The 25,396-nt window shown below is 41.6% G+C and carries 19 protein-coding genes; 2 read left to right on the top strand and 17 right to left on the bottom strand.

What is annotated here, in order from left to right:
* Positions 1-8: 8 nt before the first annotated feature.
* From B3297_RS09640 to B3297_RS24865, 7 genes are all read right to left on the bottom strand, one after another.
* The gene (locus B3297_RS09640) at positions 9-884 is read right to left on the bottom strand and encodes an endonuclease/exonuclease/phosphatase family protein (RefSeq protein WP_286766779.1); all 876 of its coding nucleotides are present in this window, start codon (positions 882-884) and stop codon (positions 9-11) included.
* Positions 885-898: 14 nt separating this feature from the next.
* Positions 899-2,494, bottom strand: a complete 1,596-nt coding sequence (locus tag B3297_RS09635) for a RagB/SusD family nutrient uptake outer membrane protein (RefSeq protein ID WP_286766778.1) — start codon at positions 2,492-2,494, stop codon at positions 899-901.
* 5 nt (positions 2,495-2,499) lie between these two features.
* Positions 2,500-5,706, bottom strand: coding sequence for a SusC/RagA family TonB-linked outer membrane protein (locus tag B3297_RS09630; RefSeq protein WP_286778834.1), 3,207 nt, complete (start codon positions 5,704-5,706; stop codon positions 2,500-2,502).
* Positions 5,707-5,866: 160 nt separating this feature from the next.
* The gene (locus B3297_RS09625) at positions 5,867-6,907 is read right to left on the bottom strand and encodes a FecR family protein (RefSeq protein ID WP_286766776.1); all 1,041 of its coding nucleotides are present in this window, start codon (positions 6,905-6,907) and stop codon (positions 5,867-5,869) included.
* A 46-nt stretch (positions 6,908-6,953) separates the two neighbouring features.
* Positions 6,954-7,508 (bottom strand): RNA polymerase sigma factor, encoded by a 555-nt coding sequence (locus B3297_RS09620; RefSeq protein WP_286766775.1) that lies wholly within the window; start codon positions 7,506-7,508, stop codon positions 6,954-6,956.
* A gap of 343 nt (positions 7,509-7,851) precedes the next feature.
* A complete protein-coding gene (locus B3297_RS09615; protein WP_286778833.1) occupies positions 7,852-9,297 on the bottom strand; it encodes a TlpA family protein disulfide reductase in 1,446 nt (481 codons plus the stop codon).
* Between the two features lie 58 nt (positions 9,298-9,355).
* On the bottom strand, positions 9,356-9,532 hold the full coding sequence (locus B3297_RS24865; protein ID WP_376779830.1) for a transposase: 177 nt from the start codon (positions 9,530-9,532) through the stop codon (positions 9,356-9,358).
* 273 nt (positions 9,533-9,805) lie between these two features.
* Here B3297_RS24865 and B3297_RS09610 point away from each other — a divergent pair, with 273 nt between their 5' ends.
* Positions 9,806-10,246, top strand: coding sequence for a hypothetical protein (locus B3297_RS09610; RefSeq protein WP_286766773.1), 441 nt, complete (start codon positions 9,806-9,808; stop codon positions 10,244-10,246).
* A gap of 376 nt (positions 10,247-10,622) precedes the next feature.
* Positions 10,623-11,642, top strand: coding sequence for a LacI family DNA-binding transcriptional regulator (locus B3297_RS09605; RefSeq protein WP_286766772.1), 1,020 nt, complete (start codon positions 10,623-10,625; stop codon positions 11,640-11,642).
* Between the two features lie 69 nt (positions 11,643-11,711).
* Here B3297_RS09605 and B3297_RS09600 read toward each other — a convergent pair whose 3' ends face one another.
* From B3297_RS09600 to B3297_RS09555, 10 genes are all read right to left on the bottom strand, one after another.
* Positions 11,712-12,911 carry an endonuclease/exonuclease/phosphatase family protein gene (locus B3297_RS09600; protein ID WP_286766771.1) on the bottom strand — a complete coding sequence of 400 codons (1,200 nt, stop codon included), beginning with the start codon at positions 12,909-12,911 and terminating at the stop codon, positions 11,712-11,714.
* A gap of 54 nt (positions 12,912-12,965) precedes the next feature.
* Positions 12,966-13,790, bottom strand: a complete 825-nt coding sequence (locus tag B3297_RS09595; RefSeq protein ID WP_286766770.1) for an endonuclease/exonuclease/phosphatase family protein — start codon at positions 13,788-13,790, stop codon at positions 12,966-12,968.
* 47 nt (positions 13,791-13,837) lie between these two features.
* On the bottom strand, positions 13,838-15,169 hold the full coding sequence (locus tag B3297_RS09590) for an IPT/TIG domain-containing protein (protein WP_286766769.1): 1,332 nt from the start codon (positions 15,167-15,169) through the stop codon (positions 13,838-13,840).
* A 19-nt stretch (positions 15,170-15,188) separates the two neighbouring features.
* Entirely contained in the window at positions 15,189-15,995 is an 807-nt protein-coding gene (locus tag B3297_RS09585; protein WP_286778832.1) for an endonuclease/exonuclease/phosphatase family protein, read from the bottom strand.
* A 40-nt stretch (positions 15,996-16,035) separates the two neighbouring features.
* Positions 16,036-16,740 (bottom strand): DUF3823 domain-containing protein, encoded by a 705-nt coding sequence (locus B3297_RS09580; RefSeq protein WP_286766767.1) that lies wholly within the window; start codon positions 16,738-16,740, stop codon positions 16,036-16,038.
* A gap of 26 nt (positions 16,741-16,766) precedes the next feature.
* Positions 16,767-18,665 carry a RagB/SusD family nutrient uptake outer membrane protein gene (locus B3297_RS09575; RefSeq protein WP_286778831.1) on the bottom strand — a complete coding sequence of 633 codons (1,899 nt, stop codon included), beginning with the start codon at positions 18,663-18,665 and terminating at the stop codon, positions 16,767-16,769.
* An 11-nt stretch (positions 18,666-18,676) separates the two neighbouring features.
* Positions 18,677-21,823 carry a SusC/RagA family TonB-linked outer membrane protein gene (locus tag B3297_RS09570; RefSeq protein ID WP_286766765.1) on the bottom strand — a complete coding sequence of 1,049 codons (3,147 nt, stop codon included), beginning with the start codon at positions 21,821-21,823 and terminating at the stop codon, positions 18,677-18,679.
* Between the two features lie 80 nt (positions 21,824-21,903).
* Positions 21,904-23,070 carry a glycoside hydrolase family 130 protein gene (locus B3297_RS09565; protein WP_182983117.1) on the bottom strand — a complete coding sequence of 389 codons (1,167 nt, stop codon included), beginning with the start codon at positions 23,068-23,070 and terminating at the stop codon, positions 21,904-21,906.
* A 160-nt stretch (positions 23,071-23,230) separates the two neighbouring features.
* Positions 23,231-24,508, bottom strand: a complete 1,278-nt coding sequence (locus B3297_RS09560; RefSeq protein WP_286778830.1) for a sugar porter family MFS transporter — start codon at positions 24,506-24,508, stop codon at positions 23,231-23,233.
* Complete coding sequence (locus tag B3297_RS09555) at positions 24,505-25,365, bottom strand: ROK family protein (RefSeq protein WP_286778829.1); 861 nt, start codon at positions 25,363-25,365, stop codon at positions 24,505-24,507. The genes B3297_RS09560 and B3297_RS09555 overlap by 4 nt, the downstream gene beginning before the upstream one ends.
* Between the last annotated feature and the right edge of the window lie 31 nt (positions 25,366-25,396).

Raw genomic sequence — 25,396 nt, 5'->3', positions numbered from 1 at the left:
TGTATGATCTATTTTGGAAGTTTTAATTTGAATTCTGCCGTCATGGGTAAAAAGGTATTTGCAGATTTCGAGAATGTACCGTAGTTACTCAATTGCAACCTTTCATTACCATCCTTAAAAGTAATATAGTCAAATACGCCTGTCGGTTTATCTTTCGGAGCATTCCAAGGGCATCCAGTGCCTAAGCAACCAAAGGTAAAAGCCCCTTTGAGATAAGACAGCACAGGGCCATTTGCCGATTCCTGTTCATTCAGATTTCCTACTAAAATCACAGGTTGGGTAAGCTTCTCTGTGGCATTGAGCAGATCAACGACCTGAAGCGCCCTGTTATTGGCGACAGAAGGATCAAGTTCGGTACCCGCAAAGTACAACTCATGTCCTTCCTGTATTTCGACCTTAATCATCGTCATGCTCCGTAACTCTGCCGTATTCCCTTCTTCCCGACTTAACAACTGACTGAATTTATCCTTGATCGGAAATTTTGATAATACTGCGTTTCCGAATCCCCCAGTTTGGTAATCTATATTTTTTCTGAAGAAAGATTGCATATTCAATGCTTTAGCAATGGCGCCCGGCCGGTCGACTTTCCCAGCTCTGGTAGTCGCACTATCAACCTGTCTCAAAAACAAAAGATCAGGATCATATTCCTTGATTAGCTCTACCATGACATCAAAATTGGCGATCGAGGTCCCTACATTCATATTTAGGGACATTACCTTAAAACTTTTTGTCGGTGTATCATCCGTTTCTTGCGGTTTTTCCGGCTCTTTCGCCGGCAGCAGATTCCAATCACCGGGACTATAGGTCTTGCGGCAACCATGTAACACTATAGCAGTCTGCAGAAAAAGCAAGCTTAGTAAGATTATCTTTATTTTCTTTTTCATCTGTAAATACACATTTAATAATTTGGATTTTGTACCATATTTGGATTGGCAATCATTTCCACCTCAGGAATTGGCCATAGCCCCTCCCTATTTCTTTTGTAGGTGCGATTCTGTACCCTTACCAATTCTCCTGTTTTGGGATTTGTTGCCCCAAAGACCTCTCCATTCATTACTGCTTCATCGATGCCCCAACGGCGGATATCAAAATAACGTCCTCCTTCGAAAGCCATTTCTGCCTGACGTTCACGGCGGATCAATTCACGCATTTTGACCTGCGTACCATATAAACCGCTATTCACTGCCGGCATCGCAGCTCTTGCCCGCACTTCATTAATCGCCGCCAGCGCTTCGGGGTTATTCCATTGCCCGGTTTCAATCATTGCTTCGGCATAGTTGAGCAATATCTCCGCATAGCGGATGATCATAAAATCAAGACTACCGCTTTTGGCCTGTCTATCTCTGGCATCAATGTATTTTTTTATCCAATACCCCGTCGCTGTCGACTTGGTCTCACCTATTTTATCTGTTGGATTGTAAAATGGATCTAGCGCGTATTGGTTTTGAAACTTATCATTCGGCACAAATATGGAAGCTGACAAGCGCGGATCCCTATTATTTTTATAATTTGGATTTTGCTGATAGATCAGTGTTGAGTCACGCCCAAGCTCCTGAATAGTCTTCCCTTGTTTCGTCTCATAATTATTGACAACAGTATTGGTTGGTGAGAGGTACGTTTCGCCGCCAATTCCAAAAGGTGCAAAAGATGTCCAGGCATTAGAGCAGCCATTTTCTTTGAAAAATATCCGTTCATCATTTAGCTCACCAGCATAGCTGAAGAGTTCTGAATAACTATCACTTTTGTTTGTTGTGCTTATCCAGAGTTTATACACTTTGGAGTCAATTACCTGTTTTGCGGCAGTTTTAGCCAGTTCAAAATCCTTATAATACAATCCCAGACGAGATAGCAGGGAGAGACAAACACCTTTGGTCATGCGCCACCGATCAGCATTTACATACGTCGCCGGCAGCTTTGCTCCACAGTCTTGCAGCTCGGCGACCACAAAATCATATACCTCTTTTTGCGGCGTACGAAAAGATTGATTTTCCGTTGGTGTGAGAGATTTGGTCAATAAAGGGACATCTCCAAAAACCAGCATCAACTCCATATGATAGTAAGCCCGCAGGGCCCTTGCCTCCAGTTTCATTCTTTCTTTCAATTCGGCATCTATATAGGCTCCGTCTATATTTTCCAAGAATCTATTGGCTCTACGGATACAGGTATAATCATCTGCCCACAAACTACTGGACACTCCCCAGCGACTAGATGCCAAGCCCCTTGTAAAACCATCGTACTCGCCCTTGAAGTCGCCCCGCTGTACTGCTTCATCGGTAAGACCTGCATAGTACATGATATTTCGGCCCGAACTTCCCCCAGGGATTCCAGCATACACCGTTGCCAAGGCATTATATCCATCCGTCTCCGTATTCCACCACTGCCCGTCAGACACGCCGTCAGGGCTGTCAACGGTCAGGAATTTTTCGCACGAGCTATTTAACATGGCCATCAGCAGTAGGCCAAAAACTTTTATTTTCGTTTTTATCGTATTCATCTTTCTTAAAAATTAGCCGTTAGTCCAATAGAAAATATACGCATCATACCATAAGTCCAAGATCCACCTTGCGATTCGGGATCTGCCATTTTCAACTTTGTAAAGAGAAATGGGTTTTGCGTATTAACATATAGACGCGCATTTTTTATCCCATATTTATTCAAGTTAGCATTATTAAATCGGTACCCCGCCTGAATAAATTTGACACGGAGATATTTGGCATTAAACAACCAAAAATCACTACGCAGGATATTGTTTGCGGGATTTGCCAGCAAACGTGGATAGATAGCATCCTGATTATTTTCGCGCCATGTATTGGCTGCCCGATAAGTCGTTGGAATCCCTCCCGATGCACTTAAATTAAGCGGGTGCCATAAATACCCCGCAGATTTTCCCCCCAGATTAGCTGAATAATCGTGGTTGCCAGCTCCCTGCAACAAGAATTCAAAATCAAAATTTTTATAACTAAAACTCACATTGCTGAAATAATTGACGCGAGGCGTAGGGTCTCCAATTACTCTTTGATCATTCTCATCAATCACTCCGTCACCATTTAAGTCCACGTATTTGATATCTCCGGGACCTTCACCGGCGAGCGCCGGAACCAGGGCAGTTTTCTTGTCCGCGGCAAAATCATCATACTGCAAAATACCGTCGGTTACATAACCGTAATGGCTTTTAATAGCATAACCAACCTCATTCGTGGAGATTCCCGAATAATATGGACCACCCAATAGTTCCGTAATTTTATTTTTATTATAAGAAATACCCGGTCTTATGGAAAAACTAAAATCGTCACCGATCTTATCATTATAATTCAACGACAGTTCCATGCCTTTATTGCTCACCTTACCCGCATTTAAAGGAGCAGAACCAATAGCGCCTGAAGGAGCGACAGTAGGTTTAAGGAGAACATCATTTGTCCTTTTATCATAATAATCAAAAGTCAGTGAAAGTTTATTCTTAAAGATAGACATATCCAAACCCAAATCGAGAATATTCACCTTTTCCCAGGTAATATTGGGGTTTCCCCACACAGACTCCAATCCATTCGTTGCGTTAATCAGATTTTGATAGAGGTAAAGGCCAATATTTTCATTGCCCAGCTGACCATAGGAAGCTCTCAGCTTTAAGTTGCTGATGGCATCCACATGGAAAAAGCGTTCATTATGCAGATTCCAGCCTAGTGCTAATGAGGGGAAAAAACCATATTTTTTTCCAGGACCAAATTTGGACGAGCCATCTGCACGAAACGACAGTTCGGCCAAGTAACGATTATCATAGGAATAATTTGCCTTGGCATAACTGGATACCAAGGATGATTCTTTCCAATAACCATCATTAAATTTTTCGACAGAAAAACCACCCATTGCAAAAATATTGTGCTTTTTGAATGTCTTGTTGTAGTCTAGAGCACCGCTCAGATAGTAATAAGTGTTTCTTGTCTCTGAATAAGCATTCCGCTGCACCGCCCATGTCTGCACCAGTTGCTTGGTATAATAGTCAAAGAAATAGAAATTATCTCTATTCTGTTTATACACATCACTATTCAGCCGGTAACTAAACTGCCCCCGTAAATTTAAATTGTCAGTAATAGACCATTTTGGCTGTAGATTGATTGTTGCCTGGTCATATTGATAACCAATGGTACCGCCGACCTCTTCATAAGCTAATGGATTGACAATATCAGCGTATCGACCATAAATTGCTGGCCAGCCTTCCTCTTGTGGATATTTAGGCAATACCGTTGGCGGCAGGCGATATAGATCGTCCAGTATTCTGCTGCCCCCGTTGTCTATGGTCCTGTTAGGGTATAAAGTATTCCGCCTGATACCTAATACATCCAGATTAATCAAAAAACGCTTGGAAAGCGATACCGAGGTATTTGCCCGAATATTAAAACGGTCCATTTTATTGAGGGCCAACATACCTTTCTGGTACATGTAATTTCCTGTAACCGCAAAACGCGCAACATCATTTCCTCCGCTGACGGCCAAGGAGTGCGAAGTCAAGGGACTATTTTCATCAATAACGATATCCGTCCAGTTGGTATTTGGATAAGTGATGGGATCTTCACCGGATTCGGTTTTACTGATCTGCTCATCCGTATAAAGTATTTGTCCGCCTGATGCCACCTGGGCATAATTATACATGCGCATGTACGTTGGCGCATCAACAAACTCCGGAAGGATTGTTGGAGATTGTTGTCCATAATATCCGTCATACAAAACATTGATCTGTCCAGCTTTTCCACGTTTCGTTGTAACCAAAATAACTCCATTCGCTGCCCTCGCTCCATATATCGCCGCTGCCGCTGCATCTTTTAATATAGTCACACTTTCTACTGTAACGGGATCAATATGGTTCATATCCATCGGTACACCATCGACAAGCACCAACGGATCCGAATTATTCAAGGTAGAAATACCCCGAATTTTGATACTGGCGGCATCTCCGCCCGGCAAGCCAGACCCCTGCTGTACCGTAAGGCCTGTTACGCCCCCCTGTAATGATTGCGAGAGATTAGTAATAGGTTTCCCTTCAATATTTGATTTGATATCCAAAGAAGCCACGGAGCTAGCAATATGCTTTTTTTGCATTTCTGTCATTCCCACGACTACGACTTCATCCAGATCAGAGACGTTCTCTTTGAGTGATACCGTGAGGTTTGCTTCGGCTTTATTCACCAACACCTCTTTAGAAAGATAGCCCACAGCAGTAAACTGCAGGCGGCTACCTTTGACTATCTCCAGCGAATAATAACCTTCGTTGTCCGATACGCTCTTGGCCATCCCCCCCTTTTCAGACACCGTTACACCTGCCAAAGGAAGTGGTGGTTCCTGCATGTTAAAAATACGTCCTTTGACAACAATTTTTTCTTGTGAGACTGACCGTTTATCCTCACTTGCAGTGTTCAGCCCTTTCCCCGGAACCACCGTTAGCTGTCCTACTCCCTGCGTAATATTTAAATTAAATTTCTGGAGAACCTGCCTTAAGGCCGGCAGCAACTCCTCTTTATCAATATCAATATCTACCCGTTTGCCGGATAATAAATTTTCTGGATAAAGCAGCGCCACATCAGTCTGTTTCTGAACCGACTGCAAAAAATGTTTCAATGGTGCATTTTTCATTTTGAGCGTTATCCGCTGGGGAAACGCAAGTGCACTTACAGAAAGCAATACGCCTGTAATAGCAAGGGATCCTATCTTCATGTTATACCTAATTTTAGGTGACAATAGTTGTCCTGAGGAGAGATTTTGTCCCACCTGTTTTTTTTTCATAATTTTGATGAAATTAAATTTTTAGAAACGTTTAATTTTAACGGATAAAGGGGACGGCAATTCCTCTTTATCCAATTTTATGGTTAAATAATCAATTGCTTTTAATCCAGACCTCCTTTTCTAGTTGTGTTATCGTATAATCTCTAAGTTCATAAATGTTACTTAAAGACGTCAGTATATTTACATCCAGATTGATCCTTCCAGAATAAATAGTCGTTTTTTCCAATACAGTTTGATCCGTATGAATTTTCACGTTATAGATTCTTTCTAATTTTCTGATCAGTTCCTTGGTTGACAAGCGATCGAGTACAAGCTGTTTTTTTGTCCACAATATTTCATTCCCATCACCACTATTATCGATCAGCATCTTATTTTGTTGAAGGTCATAAGCAATAAACTGTCCTGGAGTCATGGTGATATGATCGAAATGCGGGCTACTGAGTTCCACTTTTCCTGTTATCAATTCAATTGACATTCTTTTATCCTCCTCATAGGAAGAAACATTAAATGTCGTCCCAAGCACTTTAACTGCAGCATTTTTTGTCTTCACGATAAAGGTTGTGCCTGTATGAGCCACATCAAAATAGCCCTCTCCATTGAGGTAGACCTCGCGCGGTTTATTTTGCATATCCGGGTTATAAGTAAGGTAAGATCCCGCATTTAACCATACTTTAGACTGATCCGGGAGGGTAAATTCCTGTCTCCTGCCATAAGGGACAAATACCGTATTGTAACGAACAGTTTCTCCGGCATTATTAGGAGTTAGCAAATTCAATATATCGGGGCGATCATTCACTTTCAAAAAAGAAATGGCATGGTTTTCAGCAGCTGGATCGATAGAAATGAGTTGCAAGCTATCGTTATTTTTAATGAAAGTTTGGCTAATAGCGGCTATTTTCCCGATATCAAGTTCTGTATCCGCATTGGTATTAGAAGGGGAAAATAATTTGAAGCAGATCAATAAGCAAGCCGCAGCAGCAATTGAGCCTACATAGGCAAACCATCTTTTCCGGCGGCTATTATTTGTACTGTGGACAATCCGTTGAAAGAGTTGCGCCTTATCGTCTTCAGTAAGACAGTCTTCGGGCACAATATCAAATATATGTTTAATTTTTTCTTTTTTGGTTTTCACAAACTATGCTTTTAAAGATATAGAGCACAATTCTTGAAAACATAGACTAAAATTTATAAAAAAAAATATAAAAGATAGTAAAGAGCTCAATCGGGTTCAATTCGACTTTTAATTGCTTGATAGCCCTAAAAGTAAGTGTTCGACAAGTCTCCACATTGACCCCCATCATATTAGCAATCTCATCGTAGGTGAAATCAAGATAATATCTTAAAAAAAGCGCTTCACGTTGTCTTTTAGGTAATGCATCTACCTTTTCTTTGATCACCTTTACAACTTTAGCTTCCACCTCATCATTAATTAGTTCCAGTTCGTGGCTATTTGTCCAGCTGATATCTTCTGAGAGGCCGTCGATAGCTACTGTTTGTACTTTGATCATGAGCAACTTACGGCGTAGCGCAGCGAAAAGATAATACTTAACATTAACTTCTTTTGCAATTTTGGGATTATTGAATAAATTTACGAAAAGATCATGGATACAGTCCAGTACGGTCTCCTTATCAAAATGATATTGTTTACCATAGATATACAAATCATCGATATACGCATCGTAGATTTCCTTAAATGAACTTTGATTACCTTGTATAAATCCAATCCAAGACATAAAACTGAGTAGAAACTTTCCGCTAATTTCTTCTATTTACTATTAAATTAAGATGAAATAATGGTTATCTTATCACTTAGGCCTATTTCATCAAACTGGAGTACAGTATCCTTATTAACAAAGATACAATATTTACCTATAAGTGCCCGTTCTCGAATTATTTGATTCCTTGCATCAATTGATACGTAAACAGCTGTGGATAATTTTTTGGAAGCTCAGTTGTCAGATTATGCATTTGGAAATTATCATTTCTAATTCTACCATCAGGATCCATCAGTATGTACCTCGGAATTCCGTTAAATTTAAATAATTCGCGCAATGCCCTATATTCATCGGCAGAAATTCAATAGGATTCAAACATGCTATTTTTAACAATATAATCTTTATAAAACTCCATATCTGGAGTCCCCTCAATATCTTTTACAAAAACAAAAACCAAATTCGGATTATCTTTGAGTTTTAAGCGTTTCCCTTGCGTTGATTCAATACAGGAGCGGCACGGACCGCACCACTCTGCCCAAAAGTCTACGACAACGACTTTACCACGGTATTTATCTGTCATGTTCTTAAAGACGGCCGCAGCAGTAGTATGGGGCAGTAAATAACCGTTTCTGGACTTCTTTACACGATCTGCCAGTTTGAGCGCTTCATCCCTTAAATCTTTATTTGTTAACACGGCCAACAATTGTTCTGTAGTTTTTGTTATCCCTGCGGTATCAGCCGCACCATTTAATGCCGACTGCAAGGTACGTAGTTTCGCAACTTCGGAGACCAACGTGTTGGCTATTGTTGGGTTAGAGTTTCGATTTGCCGAATCCAATACCAAATATAAATTCCCTTTACGTTGACTATTTAAGGCATCATAATAGACATCACGACTAAATAGTGTCGAATATTCGAATCGGTTGATAAAGGTTGAAAAGTCACCCAGTGCCAAAATGGCCGGATCATTTAGGTCTAAGCGAGCTATAAAATTGAAATAATCACTGGGTAGAGGTTCTTTTAGGAAGGCATTTGTAGGATTGTGCCTTAGGTAATCCTTTCGATACATTTGCATATCCATCAATTGTACTGCGTATATGAGCGCAACATCCGTTTGGATCAGATTTTTTACTTTTGGTGAAAAATCTGATTTTTTTAGCCGTCCGTTTACTTCATTTTGTACCGAATCCCACGCTGTCAAGATTTGCTTTTTTATTGCTGAAATCGGTTGCTCTTTCAAACGGCTTTCCATACCCCGATAAAAGGCACGTTGATTATTTTTCCAATCAAAACCTCTGAACTGCTGATTCTCGGCAGCAAGAGGGCCTTCAAAACCTATTAACGCTAAATTCTCATCTGCTGTAACTCTAAATCGCAAGGCTAGCGTTTGTCCCGGTTCGATATAAAATTTAAATTGGTTATTTTTGAAAATAAGGTAACTCGTTGTCGGGTGCGTGGCCAAGTAGCTCGCCTCAAAACGGCCATCAGGATAAACCTGTATGGTAGTCGGATAATCTTCACGAGTCAACTCATTACTGCTATAAATAATACCACTTGTAAATTCTAGTGCAGGACTATAATCTTCGATAAATCCAATTACACGTACAGTATCAAATTGGAAAAAATTGTTTTTATACGACACTAGATTCTTTTTCACTTTAGCATTAGCCAGCTTTTCCATTATCCAGTCATTTGGATCGATTTTAAGCGGTTTTTCAGCTGATGATTGAGCTGTAGCAAATGATAAAAAGAAGAAAGAAAAAAAAGAAAGTAATGGAAACTTCATAATGAGGCTATTGGTTTCCATAAAGTTAATCATTTTATTTAGACAACAACAAAATAATATCTCCTTTCGTACCCCATATCTACCTAAATGAAAAAGGTATCTTAGTCTTGCCTTTAATCGAGGTGCCAGATTCTCTTTGTACTACATCATTGCCTGAATACCTAACCAATTGTTTTGAATTATGAAACTGCTCAAAACCCATTGTTTCAGCTAATATCGTTGCTACCGTAATCAATCTTACACCTCTTATCGTCAAAACCTTTCTTACATGCTCTTTCAATACATCTTCCTTTTCGATAGCTTTCTTAATTTCTTTCAGGCATCTTTAGATTTCCTTATCTATCTTAGTAATGAGTTTTTTGTTGATCTTGGTAATAAATACTTGGATATCATGTGGCAGTTCTTGCTGTGCCTGATATTGCCAAGTGTTGTCTTTTGTTCCTGAAGCTGAAGATGGTACCGAGTTAGATTCCTGAGTTGCATCGCATCAACTGCATCTGTTTTTTTTCACATTAAGACTAGAGAAATCGTGTTTTCACCTTACATTGGCAATTGTACGGACACCACCAAATTTACTTTTGAGCCCTATGACCTGAATCAATTTGGCGGACTGTTATCCGGCACCAACTGGGTTCGTTACAGGGGTTATAACGTTTTGACTACAGCAGCGGTCGTTCAAGCTGTGACAGCCAACGGACTATCCGCGGATAATAAAACATCTATGCCTTGGTTATTGACCGTGGCGACACCAACTTTTTCGGTAGGCATCAGCTTAAATGATGTTACGGCTTTGATGGGTGCTTTAGGCAGTTATAATGCTTTTGTTCTAAACAGTGGTACCACCAGCGTCATGGTCCAGGAAACCATCACCACTGATCAAATTAATCCGGTGGTCTGGAATACAGTATCTCAGCCGTTAACGACAGGAGGCTCAGCAAGCATCAGCGGTATTGGATTTGTGAAGCGATAAATAGTTTTTAAAAAATCAGCTACTCTACATGCAAGTTGGAATAGCTGATTAACTATAAATTTCAAAACTACTTATTTACAATTGCTCAATTTCTTCATCCTCCCTTTCAAAACTTTTACTCAAAATTTCGTTTATCCTCCACCGTAAATTTACCGATTTCTCCAACTTCAAACTTATATAAAAAAGCAGGAATTATAATTGCGTTCAATAAAATGGAAGCCGCAGTCTCACATATTTTGTGGCCTCAAACTTGCCCCTTAACCAAAGGCAACCTTAAAAACACAACTAATTTTAAGGCAAAAATAATAGATCAAATGTTTTTGGACTGTTATGGATGCGAGTGGATAAAAATCTATATTTTTAAGCTTTAGAATATATGGAAAATAAAAAGATCTCGATAAATGACATTGCGAAACACTTAAATATAGCAAAGTCCACCGTTTCATTGATAATTAACGGAAAAGCTGATGAAAGGCGCATCAGTAAAGAATTACAGGCTAAGGTCTTAGATTATGTCAGGGAGGTTCGTTTTTATCCTCATCACTTAGCTCAAAGTCTCGCAACAGGCCGCAGCAGCAGTATCGGACTTATTGTTGAAGATATTTCGGATTCTTTCTTTGGCCCAATAGCGCTTATGATCGAAAATTTAGCCAAAACGAAAGGTTATCGAATAATGTACAGCAGTACCCTCGGTGATACGAATACAGCCATTGAGATGATCAATTTTTTCAGACGGAGCCATTTAGATGGTTATATTATCGCGCCGACCAAAGGAATAGAAAATATAGTGAAAGAAATGGTCGATGAACATACCCCAATTGTTCTTTTTGACCGGGATCCGGTAGACGGTGTAGATTTCGTCGGAACAAACAACAGGGAAGCAATGACAGAAGCTTGTATGCATCTTTATGACAGAGGCTTTCGGAACATTGGATTCGTTACGCTCGAATCTGCACAGAGCCAGATGCAGGACCGATTATTAGGCTATAAAGAGACGATGGAAAAATTAGCCATTGATCCTAAAGTGGCCTATATATCCTTTGAAAACAAAAAAGCAATAAAACAGCAGCTTATCAAGGATTTTCTTGAAAGCAATCCGGAATTGGATGCGATCATCTTCGCAACCAATTATCTCTGTTTAGCAGGACTGACGGCAATAAATGAGCTAAACACTAGCACGAAAATGAATTTCGGGATTGTCTCCTTTGATGATCATGAAGCCTTTAACCTGATCTCTCCAGCGATCACGGCCATACGCCAGCCGCTGGAAGAACTGAGCAACAACATCATATCACTATTGCTAAAGCAGATAGAGAGACCGATAAGGGACAATCCGAGTCATGTAGTGATACCCTCCGTGATGAAAGAAAGAGGATCATCTGAAAGAAAAACTTAATAATCTCCTCCCGATCGGCCGCAATAACTGATCGACAGAAGATTATTTTAAAAAGAGCGGAATCAGCAATTATTGCACTTTCATTGAAGAAGCCTTATCATTGGCCGTTGGTGTCAATTGAGAAAACAGCGGCGTATCCGTAGTCAGCGCCCAGCTGAGCCCCGCAAAATTCTGGTGTTCATAGATCGTCAATGTAAGCCCATCTGGCACCCTTGCTGAGGATGCCCAATCATTTTCAATACCCCTTGCATTCAGGTCAGCTAAGTTATAAGTTCCTCTCGGCAAGAAAACTCCCTTACCACCATAGTGTGCATCTTTGAAAATACTTACTCCATCGATTTTTAAACGGGCAATAACAGGAAAATGATCAGATGGCAATATTTCTCCCGGATCTTTATGGTACCAATCGACTAACCTGGAGGAAACTGACCATTGACCGGTAACAAAGATATGGTCGATCTGACTATCCCCGCTTGGGCTAATGTTCCATCCATTACCGGTAACACGTAATGCAGGCGACTTAGAACCAGCGATATTCCAGCTTTCTTCTAACCATGACGGACTATTAAGCACACTATATGCGGCAGAATTTTGATTTGCATTTAGGTCGCCCATCAGTACCGCCGGAAGATCGCCGATTTTGTTTTGCATATAGGTCAACAGAAGATTTGCACTGTTAACCTTAGCATCAGCACCCTTATGATCAAAATGCGTATTAAATACATAAAAGATCATTGCCGTCTGTTTATCCTGAAGCTTTATCCAGGTACAGATGCGCTTGTATGCAGCATCCCAGGCTGGTCCGGCCGGAGCTGTAGGTGCTCCAGGCGCCAGCCAAAATGTACCGCTTTCCAAAGCATTAAATTTTGTGTTTTTATAAAATATGGCAGAGTGCTCAGAAGAACTATTTCCTTCTCGTCCTGTGCCCACTTTGCTGTAGCCTTGTAGATCTGAGGCCATATTGTCCATCTGATTTCCTAAAGCTTCCTGAACTCCGACTATATCACAGTCATGTTCCAAGATTCTTTCTTTGACCAAAGATCGCCTGACCGTCCATGCACGGTTTCCCGCATCGGGTGCATCCTGCCGGATATTAAAAGTCATCATGACGTACCCCCCGCTTCCGGCTATTGTTGTTGAACTTTGTACTTCGGTTGGTAAGGACAGCGTTTCGTCAGCCGGTGATGAATTTGTTAAATCTTTCGCACAAGCTGCAAAGATGCAGGTGGACAGAAGTGCCAGCTGCAGTCCATAAATTAATTTTCTCATAATTTATATCTTTTGGTTAACATGAAACAATTACGACTATAGCGTTCACTAAGACTATTTCAGATTAAATGTTCCCACAACTGGATAGTGGTCTGACTCTTTGTCCGCCCAAAATTGAACCGCGTAGTCCTTAACTTCAAAAGCCTGGTGAGGTGCATATATTAACCAGTCACAGGTATATGTAGGCTTTGGAGTCGGTACGGTCCATTCACAATTTGAGATTTGACAAGGCAAAGTAAACCATTTCTGCAAAGCCGGCATCGTCTGCGAATTAGGCCGAGAATTCAAGTCAGCCCCTAAAATGATCGGCTGCTTTAAATTTTTAATTTCCTTCAAAATCTCGTTGATCTGTTTTAAACGGGTGGCATCTTCCTTTTTATAGCCCAGGTGAGTCGTGGCGAAATAAAACTGTTTACCATCCTTTTCCAGCAACGCATATCCAAAAGATCGCGTATCATCCCCATCATCAGCAACCCCCAAATGAATGGACTTTGTTTGCAAAAGCGGATATTTTGAAAGGATAACATTTCCATAGTCTCCTTTCTTCAGGGTGAGCGCATGTGCAAAAAAATAATATTTCATTCCCGTCAACGCCGCTATTTCCTTTGGAAAATCCATCGGATTCACATCGGTATTGCGCTCTACTTCTTGTAGAGAGACTACATCGGGATTGACCTTTCTGATTACCGCTGCAATAGCTTCAATACCCATTTTTCGAGCACTGTAGATGTTGTAGGTCATCGTTTTGATCTCAACTTCACCGCTCAATTTTTGAGCAGAAGTTTCATTCGCGCTTACAGCCACCAGAACAGTGGTGATTAAAGCAAACAGTAGAAGACGCAAGTTTAGATTTCTTGCAATAGACAAAGCTATCATCATGATCCTATTCTTTAATTTAAGTAAGAATTTGGTAAAACATATTTTAGTTATTCTATAACTATTTTTCGAATAACATGATTCCAGGTGTCAGCGACGTACAATGCGCCGTCAGGACCAAATTGCAGGCCTTCGGGTTCATAAAATTTTGCTGATAAAGCGTTTCCGTTCTGGAGGCCATTTGTACCCGCAGTACCCGCGTAAGTAGTTACCGTACCGGTGGTCGTAATTTTTCGAATGCAATGGTTTTTACGATCGGCAACATATAAGTTTCCTTCGTTATCCAGATCCATCTGTGCAGGAGTGTTAAACCGGGCAGATTCTCCATTTCCCACCGCATTCCCCGTTGTATTGGCATTTGGTCCAGCAAGTACCTGTACTGTTCCAAAACTCTTGGTGCTTATGTCATAAGGCACACGATAAACACTGTGTGCATTGTAAGCGCCAGAAATATACATGGTTTGACCATCCTTAGAGAAAATGATGTCCATGATATTCACATTTTTTGAATTGACACCAAACAGTCCCTCCAGACTACCATCGGGTTTTAATCGACATATCTTTCCCCCGGAATATACTCCCACGAATACCTCATCTGTCACTGGGTTAGTTGCGACAGCGGTCAATCCCCCTTGCGCTGACAAAGCCGTCAAATTGTTGTACTTACCTGAAGATTTCGTCATTTTGCCCAGGCCCATGGAGCCATTTGCGTTATTGTCATTAGTAAGAAACAATGTACTCTGATCCATTGAAAAGTCAAAAGCCCGGAGGCGTTCGAACAAAGGACTTTCAGAAGCCTTGAGTAAGGTCGTCACATTGTTATTTGATGCTACACGGAGTGCTGCGAAGTTATCTCGGCTGCTTGCTCCCTCTTCGACAAAATAAAGCGCATTATCCTTGCTCCATTTCAAATATCGTGGCCCCGACAATTTGGCTTGGGCATAGTCCCCATCCATATCGTCCTTGGTACTTCCCAAGTACGTATAGACTACAGTCTGGTAGCCATATTCAAAAGCCTGTTTGTAAATATATTCTTTCCCGCCAATGGTCAATTTGACTTTTCCAGAACCGGCATTCTGTGGAATGCGGGCCGTAATAATACGTCCATTTGAACTCAATACCGTCGCATCCTTATCATTTATGGTCACCTTAATTTTTGTCAGGTCTGTTTCAAAGTTGCTTCCGTACAGCGATATTTCAGTTGCTGATCCTCCGGAGATCGGCGTATACTGTGTAATTTGAGCCCCATCAGTTTTATCAGGGTAAGACATGTCACTGCCTTGATCTTTATTACAGCTCACAACGCCCATGCTGAATGCCATCAATGCCGCAAAGCAGAGGTTTCTGGCACCTGACCGTTTAAAAAAACTAATTATTGTCATGGTTTGTTAGGTAAAAATTTTATGGATTTTTGATCAAAAAGTTTGCAACGACCGGAAAATGATCAGATTGCGAATAAGAACTATAATCAACATCATATGTCTCTGTCACTGCTGCATCTGCTGGCGCATACATCAGATAATCTATAGTTCCATCCGGTTTAGGTGTCCCAGCCGTAAAACCACAATATCCGTTGAGGCAGCCAGGTGTAAACCATTTGGTCAAAACTTTATAGCCCTCTTCTGTCGGTTTGGCATTTAAATCTGCAGACAAGATAATTGGTAACGTAAGGTCTTTGGTATATTGGTGGATAAGATCTATTTGATGGAGTCGATTTGCATTATCGGCCAAATGGTCCAAATGGGTTACGGCGAAATAAAAGTCCTTATTTTCTTTGGTCACCTTAACAGTTCCGAGCGCCCTGATGTATGCATTTGCTTCCGAAGTTACAACATCTAATAAATACGTTTTCGTCTCCTTAAGCGGAAATTTAGATAAGATTAAATTTCCGTATTCTCCTTTCACTAGGTCGCGCGCCTTAACAAAATAATAATAAGGCATGCCCGTGAGTTCCGAAAGCCGCTTACCCGTATCAAAATTCATATTGATGGAGTTAACCTCCACCTCCTGCAGTCCCACCAGTTCGGGATCATTTTTCTTGATCACTTCGGCAATAGCCTCTATGCCCTTTTTTTGTGCTGAATAGATGTTATAAGTCATGGTTTTGACAGATACACCAGTTACAGGCTGCTCTTCAACCTTGGTTTCATTTTTACTACATGATACCAATAAAAAACCTATTATACTTAATGTTATGATTTTTTTCATCAGTGACTCGTTTTTAGTTTTCACTTTGCGTGCTATGTGATCAGTCATTTGCTATCAATTCTATGGTATCACTATAATTGACGACTCCGTTTACAGTCGCACTTACCCTGACGTAGATTTTGTTGCCATTTGCCTTGATCTTGTAAAAGTTTTCGACAAACTGTTTATCATTGGCCAGTTCAAAAACATGCGTACCTTCATCTATTTTGCCTTTAGCAATCTTTGTGACATAATTAGCATTATTTTCATCTACCCGCGGCGTATAGTTCCACATGACAGATACGTTGGTAAACGTAAAGGAGTCGTCCGCCTTATCAACCTTAAATGCTATTTCGACCCGGTTTCTTTCGGAAATAGTCGCCGAAGCCGTAATACGGGAAAAAGGAGTTGCCTTCAAATCGAACTGCGTCTCACCATTGACCGTGGTATAACCTTCACAAACCCCTATAAAAGGGCCATTTACGGCCACCCTGTACTTCCCATTAAACACTTTATTATTGGTATAAGATCCATCTGCATTCGCCCTGAAATCGACAGAAGCAGTCGCCTTTGTGCCTATTTCAAATAAAGAAACGAGCACGCCGCCCGATCCCTCCACAGGCAGCGGAATAGGCTTGTTAGTTTCCATGTCATATATGGTACCGTGCAGTCCGCCATTCGGAGCCTCCATATTATCGATCTCATTTTCACAACTGTTCATAACAGCAATAAGCATAACACCGAGCATAAAAAAAATATTCTTCATACTTATCATAATTGTATACATCTAAATTAATTACCGTAGCCCGGATTCTGAACCAGCTGCGGATTTGTGCTCAAGTCCGTAGGACTGATGCGGATATAGTAGTTTCTTTCCAGAAATAATCTCTTTTGTTTTGGAGGAACTCCAGTTTCAAAAGTATACTTCTTACTTTTGACATTGTACCAAGGATATAACGCTGTACCCCTATAGTTAGTAAGTCCTCCCTGGGATTCATCCAGATGAGCCACGCGCCACCGCTTGAGGTCCCAGAAACGGAGCTTTTCAAAAGCAAGTTCGACCTTACGTTCTTGTCTTACTTTAGCAGTGGATATCGTTGCAAGAGGTTGAATTCCGGCGCGTGCACGAATGTTATTTACAGCCTGAAGAGCTTCTGCATCTTTGCCACCAAGCTCCACGCAGGCCTCAGCAAAATTGAGGTATATCTCACCAAGACGAAATACCACCCAAGGTGTCTCCGAGCGCTTAGCATCAATATTTGTCATATCCGTGAGAGTTTCATCAAAAAACTTACGCATATAAAACCCCGTTTTTGACGCATCCCCAACGTCTGCACCACCATCTTTACCCGAAGTATTGTACCTCACACCATCAATTGTAGCCACATTATCTTTGTCCGGCTGATTCTGCGCCTGATATTTTTGTCCCGAGCCGTTCTGTCCGTTAATTACCCCCCGTATCCATTCGACCTTACTGCCCTTTAAAGGAGCTCCGGGGACGTAGATGGAAGCAAACAATCGCGGGTCTTTCCCGACAAAAAGATCGTAGGGACTATCAAAACTACGAGGTGTCCCATCCGTATTTTTTAAGGCTAATTTACCGGCACTACCATCACTGTATTCAAATGCTTCGACCATTTCGAGCGTAGGTGTTACACCGCATCCCCACCCGTCACCTCGATAGGAAAAAGGAGCATTCATCTTATCCCACATGTGACCTTTTCCCGCTGAAACATTGAATGTTTTCTGAAAGATATATTCCCCGTTATTCCCATTTACACTTTTGGAAAACAGTTCATAGAAGTTCTCTGCTTTGTCGGAATTTTTGTTATAAAGGCTGTAAGTGCCGGCCTCCAGCAATGCTTTTGAAGCATTATAAGATTCCGTAAAATAACGTGTTGCCTCATTGGCTGCTATACCCACATAACCTCGCGTTACTGCCTCGCCACTTAAATTTGCATTTGAACCATATTTAGCGATCGAGCCAGCATACAGCGAAGCACGGGACCATAAGGCAAGGGCTGCACCTTTGGAGGCTCTGTATTTACTTTCTGCAGATCGCGATACCGGAAGTATGTCGCTGATCGCCTTACATTCACTGATAATAAAATCGTAAACTTCCGATTCTTTATTTCTTGGAACCTGTAATGCCGAAAAATCGCCGGGCACATATTCTTGTGGTGTCGTTAGCAAGGGGACACCACCATAGCGTTTAACCAAACCAAAATATTGCATCGCTCGTATCCACCGTGCCTCAGCATCGACTAGGCGCTTCTCCTCTTCGCTCAAGACTGTAGTCTCGCTCAGTTTCTTCAAAAAGTCGTTGGTACGCCGTATCTGCACATATCTAGTCGCAAACGGATCTTCAAATACATAATCACTATACGTATATATCGAATTGGCATTGCTAAATGCATAATCTTTTTGATAAGCTCCTGTGGCTTCATCCGACAAGGATGTCAAATTAAGCAGATTGGATTTCCCGGTAAACCAATCGTCAAATTCATCTAATCTTAATCCTTCATCGTACATGGTGACCAATACAGACTGTATCGCCTGCGGACTTTTCCAGATGAGATCAGAGGTGATAATTCCACTGGTGAGCTCCCGGTCCAGGTAATCGTTACAACTATATAAACTCAGTGTAAATGCACAACTCAGAAGAAGTGGACTGAAATATTTCATTTTCATAGTATAGGGTTTTATAAAACTATATTAATACCAAAATTGAACGTTTTCAATTGTGGATAATAGCGCAATCGGCTTTGATTGCTTTCAGGATCTATATTTTTCAATAACGCATCACTCCCCGTGAAAGTCAGCAGGTTATTGGCATTAAAATAGACTCTGCATCGGTCAATCTTTAAAGACTCTATCCATTTTTTTGGAAGAGAATACCCGACTTCCAATGTTTTTAACCGTAGATAATCCGCTTTATGTAAAGACCATGAGTTATCAGACCGGTTATCCACCTGGCCAGTTACCCGGGCGGCGGGCATCGTGCCAGCAATCCATTCACTATTCGGATCGGCAGGATCTGCCCGATGCCATCTGTCTGTCATAAATGCAAATCCATTGCCGAGCCCCTGTTGAATAAACGGATCAAGGATATCTCCGCTGATGTAAATATCATGACCTGCAGCACCCTGAAAGAATAAGGTCATATCAAATCCTTTATAGTTTGCTCCCAGGTTTAGTCCATAATACATTCTTGGTGTTGCACCATGGCCTATCGGTTCCACATCGTTCCCATCGATGATACCATCGCCATTCACATCTTTGAATTTTAAATCTCCAGGAAGCAGGGATCGATTTCCATTATTATCCTGCACAGGTGAGTTTAAAATATCTTCATAAGATGAAAATTGCCCAACGACCGTCTTCCCCCATCGGATATCCTTATTCCTGTCATTGTTATTGTTCTGCCAGTCATTGTAAAGGTTGGTTGATGCTGCACGTTCAACATAGCCATATCGAATGCGTGTAACGGAAAAATTGGCCGAAACATTATAAGCAAAATCAGCAATTTTATTTTTATGGCCTACCGTCCATTCAAAACCAGTATTGATATCAGAATTTAAATTCTCTTGCGGCATTGACTCGCCGAATGTCGTCGGGAAAGTACCTTGTCTTGTCGCCGGAAGGCCAGAGCGTTCGCGTCTAAACCAGTCGAACTCCGTATTGATCAATCCGTTTTTAAAGGAAGCCTCAAAGCCTAGGTTCATGATATTAGACTCGTACCATGTCAGCCAAGGATTGGCCATTCCACTGCTTCTCAGCCCAGAAGACAAGCCTCCTGTGCCCAGCACATAACTTCCCCCATATACATATCCATCGAGGTATTGGAATGCCGAAAAATCCCCCTCATCGCCCACTTTGGCATATGAACCTCTGATTTTGACATTATCAAAGTGGGGTAAGTTGTCTTTGAAAAATTTCTCTTCCGATATCCGCCAGCCTGCTGACACTCCCGGGAAGAACCCCCATCTGCGGTCGCGCTGAAATTTGTAAGATCCATCATAGCGGAAATTCAGTTCAAGCAGATATTTTCGGTCAAAAGCGTAGTTGAACCGTCCCACTAAACCTGCGTGAGCCGTTTCTACACTTTTGCCGCTTGCATTCTGATTCTCGGTATCCCCTTTACTGATGTCGTCGATGATACCGATGGAAGATTCCCTAAAACCTAATATATCGGTCAAACGGTCATGATAAGCTTCCCATAACAGTAAGCCGCTGACATCATGTTTTTGTCCAAATACACGGTTGTAATTGATCGAATACTGCTGTGTAGGCATATACAGATTTTCCATCTTGGACTCCAGACTTGCCTTTTTTCGTAAAGCAACTTCGGTATATTGATCGTTCGCCTGATTATACTGATAATCGCTCAACGCCTTTTGCCATGTTTTCCATTCGCTGTTCTTATAGTCATAAGCGACCATAGCGCGCAAAGAAAGTCCAGCTACCCAAGGTAGCTTCCAATTTAGATCCACAGACCCATTGAACTCCCTTCTCAGCCGCGACTCATATCCGCTATTTTCGATATAAGAGCTATGTATAGGGTTAGCCATATTTCCGATAGCCTGCCAGTAACTGGGATTATTGTTGGCATAAATGGAATAAATCGGGATAGCCATCTGTGCCTGCGTAAAAAGATCATCACCTCCATAGGGTTTTTCACGGTCCTGTAAACGACCTGTCAATTTAAATCCGACCGTGAAATTTGATGTAAGATTCAGATCTATATTGGAACGTAGATTATACCGTTTAAAGTTCCAGTCATCTGATTTCAAAATCCCCCCTTGATCAACATAGCCAACAGAATTATAATATTTGACCTTATCATTTCCGCCATAGATGCTGACGTTGTGTGAGCTCTGTGGAGCATTGTCACGCACCAAGGAACTCCACCAGTCAGTCCCTTGCGTTCCATTTTTGTAACTATCGAGCTGTTCCTGGCTATAAGCGGGCACCCCCGTGTACGGATTGGAGTTATAAATCGCTTCATTGTACAAGGATGCATATTCGTAGGCATTCATCATGCGGGGGTATCGTGTTACCTGTTGCAGTCCATAATAGCCATTATATTCTACTTTAGTCTTTGAATTGCTTCCTTTTTTTGTCGTCACCAATAAAACGCCATTTGAGCCTTTAAATCCGTATACTGCGGCGGCAGCATCCTTTAAGATAGATATAGATTCAATATCATTAGGATCTACCTGTGCGAAATCCCTTTGTACCCCATCTACAATAACGAGCATACTGCCATACCCGCGTATATCGACCGAAGCACCATCATCCCCCGGAGCACCGCTGCGTTGTACCGCACGGATCCCGGGCAATCGACCTGCCAGCATATTTGTGACGTTTGGCGTCTTTACCTTAATCAGCTCTTCAGCCTGTATGGATGCAACTGAACCTGTTACCGAAGCACGCTTCTGGACCCCGTATCCCACCACAACCACCTCGTTCATCATTGCCACGCTATCCTGTAAAATAATGGATAAGCTCGTTCTGCCCCCCAGCATGATTTCCTGGCTTTTATAGCCAGTGGCAGAGATCAATAGCGTTTCATTAGGTTCTGTTGTAATGGAAAACCTTCCAGTGCCGTCCGTACTGGTTCCGATAGACGGTGTGCGCTTTACTTTCACAGTCGCCCCAGCGATGGGATTGCTGGCAGCATCCATTACTTGTCCAGTTATCTGGACGGGCGCTTTGGCTATGACCATGCGTATAGGATTATTGTCCCATCGCTCATGCCCGTAAGCCGCGGATGTCATTAGTGCGAGCCCTAGCAAACTCACTTTTAAAGCTTTTTTGTAGGGCGCATTCAAATCACGCTGTATCATTCTATAAAATTATTTTGGTTATTATTTTTAATTAAAAAACGTAGACGTTCTTCAATATGGCCATATAGTTAAACTTATTTCTAATTAGGCAGCGGATCTAAAGCAGCTGGCTTATTGGGATCAAAAATGGCTACTCCTACCTTTGAATCAGCACAGCCATAATAGAGAAACCATTTCTGCTTAAAATAAACGAGGCCTTCGATAAACACTGTCCCGTCTACGTATTGACCGCTTTTTTCAAAAGCTTCCATTGGCCGCAGAAAAGGTACGTCCATCCTTGCTAATACTTTTCCCGGGTCTTTGCTATCGAAGAGGACCTGCCCCGCTGAATAAGTACCTTTATTAAACCGCTTATCTCCTTTTTCGGGATGGTTTTTGCCGTTATACAATAGTAGAATTCCTTTATCTGTCAGGATGGCGGGCGGGCCACATTCTGTTAATGAGCTGTCAAAATAACCCGCTCGCGGTGAAATGAACGCTTTGAGTTCACCTTTCTCATCTACAACCGGTTCCCAGTCAAGTAAATTATCCGAAGTAGCACCATATACACCGTGCTCGCCCCAATACATCCAATATTTACCGTTTACTTTAGTAATTATCTGCTTACCATGTTCCAGTTTAGTGACAATCGATGCCGATTTATGCGATCTGTTGACTAGGTCAGGAAGGATGTTCGATTTCTTAAAAATAGGTCCATATTTTGTCCAGTTTTTAAGATCTTTTGAAGTAGCTACCCCCAAGCGAGGTACTTTTCGATTCCATTGCGTATAAAACATCACATAGGTACCATCTTCAGCTTCTGCTATGCGCGGATCCTCGGTGCCACCAGGCCATTCAAATTCACGTTGATTGTCATTTCCAGGATAAAACACAGGCGTATGCTGGCGGTCAAAATGTGTCCCATCAGCACTCGCGGCTAGTCCTAGGCGGGAAGTTCGATGTCCGATTTTCACACCTGTCCTATCTTCAGCCCGATACAGCACATAAATACTATCACCTTTAACAACGGCGGCTGGATTGAAGGTGTCATTATTCTCCCACTGTACGAGTTTTCCAGTCATGGGATCCAAAAATGTTGTGGTGCTATCCGGCTCGATTACAGGGTTTACCCCTGCTGGACGAACGAAACCGCCCATTACCCAATTTGGACCGGAATGTGCTTGTTGTTTTTGCACGCTACAGCTCCAAATAGTTATCAAAGTAGCCATTATAGACAGCGACGTTACTAAATGTGTTTTATGTTTCATATGCTTTAACTTTTTAATTTATATTCTTGTCGAAATTTATTAGAGATCATTTAATAGCCAATTTGATTTAGAAAACCGGTTTTGCAATGCGAAACTAAGAAGTTTATAAATCAATAGCGTTTATTTGTGAGAAATTAACAATTATTTAATATAGGTAATCTTAGTTTATTTCCTCTAATACCTTACCTTTCGTTTCGGGCATAAACAGAATAAACACGAAAGACAGGATGACCATGAGTGCGTAGAATAGGAAAACATAATAACCGCCAAACGTACTGCCCTCTACGATAATGGGAAATACCCAAGATATGATTGCAGCAAATAGCCAATGGGTCGTGCTTCCTAAGGAAGAGCCTTGAGCGCGAACTTCGTTCGGAAAAATCTCGGCCAAAAAAACCCAAATCACAGCACCTTGGGATAAGGCAAAAGATGCGATAAATCCCATAATGTAGAAAAGTAAAAATTGTGCGTTTACGCCTTTTAGACCAAACGCGGCCAATAAAAGAAATAAGAACATACCTACGGCACCTGTCAGCAGCAGTTTTTTCCGCCCAAAACGATCGATGATGCTCATGCCCACCAAGGTGAAGAGCAAATTGGTACCGCCGATAAAAATAGGCTGAAGGTAGGCCAGCTCTGCATTAAAACCAGCCATTTCAAAGATCCGCGGGGCATAATATAAGATCGCATTGATTCCTGTCATTTGATTGAAGAAGGCAAGCAAAACAGCGAAGAGTATCGGTCTGGCATACCTTTTTTGAAAAAGGCTGACATTTTTAGCCGGTGTCTGAGACTGGTTGCCCAACATCTCAGCTTTTATAGCTAGTCTCAAATAACTCGCATGCGCTTTGTCAATCTGTCCCCGTTGCAACAACCATCTGGGGCTTTCGGGAATGAAATTCAATAAAAGCACAAACAATAAGGCAGGAACCGCCATGATACCGAGCATGTATCGCCAGCCGGCAGATTCAACGCTCATAAAGAGAAAATTGGTCAGGTAGGCCGTAAAAATACCCAGCACAATCATAATCTGAAAGGTTCCTGTAAGTTTACCCCGGTCTTTTGCAGGAGCAATTTCAGAGGTATAAACCGGTCCGACCACAGAACTAATCCCAACAGCAAGTCCGCCCAGCAAACGGAAGAGCAGGAAAAGTTCCCATAGGGAAGCTACGGCGCAGCCCAACGCCGAGAGTAAATATAAAGAGGCAACAAAATAAAGCACGGGTTTACGCCCATACCTGTCGGCCATACGCCCGGCGATAATAGCTCCTATAATAGTTCCGATCAAGGAGATGGATACGGTAAGTCCGTGACGGACAGCATCCAGATGCCAGAGTTTCTGTATAATCTGTTCTGCACCCGAGATGACGGCTGTTTCGAAACCAAACAAAAAACCGCCCAAGGATGCGATTAATGTAAATTTCCAAATAGGCTTCATATACTAAATGTCTTAAGGGTTAATCCTAGAAATAAGTTGCGTTCATCAAATGACGCAAGCGCTAATTTCATGTCAAGAGAGGACGCCAGTTTATCAAAAAAGTGAGCGTGAGCTTTGGCAATACTGCCACCAATGATAATGGTATCTGGAGTTAATGGACCAATATATTCTTTAATGAAAGTAATCAGTTCGTTGCTTAAGAAGTCAAAAGCTTCCTTTCTATAAACCTCCAAATGATCCTGTTGTACTAAATCCTTTATATTGTTTACGGGTACCGATCCAAAGACTTTTTTTAAATGGGATAGAATGCCCCGGGTTGAGATCACATCTTCCACGATACCATTAAGGTAAGGCGCCGATCCTAAATTGAGATCTACAATCTTTCCATCCTCGTATAACGAAGAGCCTAATCCTGTTCCTAAGGTCAAGCCTATAATGCGCTTATTTTCCATTTTTTTGTCGACAACCTCCCCCAACAGAAATGCTGCAGCGTCGTTATAAAAGTGGATCGAACTTAGATCAATTCCAGTGATATGCGCAAAAAATGCTTTTAGATTAACGTTTAGTAATGACTGATATTTGTTCATTCCGTCCATTAGGGATATACCGTTTTCGTAATCGAACGGACCAGGGCAAGAGATGAGAATTTCGGATGGCAGGAGCGTGGTTGAACTTAGGGTTTTGTCGATGGTTTGTTTTATTTCTGACAAAATCTGTCCTCTTTCTGCGTTGCTATTTACATTTCCGCGAAAGTAGGATCCGTCCATGACACGTGCAGAAGGCTCACATACGAGACCAGCAGAACAATGGGTACCACCCAAATCGACACATAAAATTATATTTTCGGTATGATGCATGTTATTTTTAAAATTGGTTATCCCTAATGAT

Source organism: Sphingobacterium sp. UBA3519 (assembly GCF_002377215.1).
Lineage (GTDB): Bacteria > Bacteroidota > Bacteroidia > Sphingobacteriales > Sphingobacteriaceae > Sphingobacterium > Sphingobacterium multivorum.
Note: the sequence above shows the minus strand (reverse complement) of the source record. Positions and strands in the feature narration are given on the sequence as shown.

Coding starts and splice junctions, on each gene's coding strand:
- B3297_RS09565 (WP_182983117.1), bottom strand. CDS start 23,070: ATGAAACATAAAACACATTTAGTAACGTCGCTGTCTATAATGGCTACT.
- B3297_RS09635 (WP_286766778.1), bottom strand. CDS start 2,494: ATGAATACGATAAAAACGAAAATAAAAGTTTTTGGCCTACTGCTGATG.
- B3297_RS09600 (WP_286766771.1), bottom strand. CDS start 12,911: ATGAGAAAATTAATTTATGGACTGCAGCTGGCACTTCTGTCCACCTGC.
- B3297_RS09570 (WP_286766765.1), bottom strand. CDS start 21,823: ATGATACAGCGTGATTTGAATGCGCCCTACAAAAAAGCTTTAAAAGTG.
- B3297_RS09615 (WP_286778833.1), bottom strand. CDS start 9,297: ATGGAAACCAATAGCCTCATTATGAAGTTTCCATTACTTTCTTTTTTT.
- B3297_RS09575 (WP_286778831.1), bottom strand. CDS start 18,665: ATGAAAATGAAATATTTCAGTCCACTTCTTCTGAGTTGTGCATTTACA.
- B3297_RS09560 (WP_286778830.1), bottom strand. CDS start 24,508: ATGAAGCCTATTTGGAAATTTACATTAATCGCATCCTTGGGCGGTTTT.
- B3297_RS09590 (WP_286766769.1), bottom strand. CDS start 15,169: ATGACAATAATTAGTTTTTTTAAACGGTCAGGTGCCAGAAACCTCTGC.
- B3297_RS09595 (WP_286766770.1), bottom strand. CDS start 13,790: ATGATGATAGCTTTGTCTATTGCAAGAAATCTAAACTTGCGTCTTCTA.
- B3297_RS09640 (WP_286766779.1), bottom strand. CDS start 884: ATGAAAAAGAAAATAAAGATAATCTTACTAAGCTTGCTTTTTCTGCAG.
- B3297_RS09605 (WP_286766772.1), top strand. CDS start 10,623: ATGGAAAATAAAAAGATCTCGATAAATGACATTGCGAAACACTTAAAT.
- B3297_RS09585 (WP_286778832.1), bottom strand. CDS start 15,995: ATGAAAAAAATCATAACATTAAGTATAATAGGTTTTTTATTGGTATCA.
- B3297_RS09580 (WP_286766767.1), bottom strand. CDS start 16,740: ATGAAGAATATTTTTTTTATGCTCGGTGTTATGCTTATTGCTGTTATG.
- B3297_RS09555 (WP_286778829.1), bottom strand. CDS start 25,365: ATGCATCATACCGAAAATATAATTTTATGTGTCGATTTGGGTGGTACC.
- B3297_RS09620 (WP_286766775.1), bottom strand. CDS start 7,508: ATGTCTTGGATTGGATTTATACAAGGTAATCAAAGTTCATTTAAGGAA.
- B3297_RS09630 (WP_286778834.1), bottom strand. CDS start 5,706: ATGAAGATAGGATCCCTTGCTATTACAGGCGTATTGCTTTCTGTAAGT.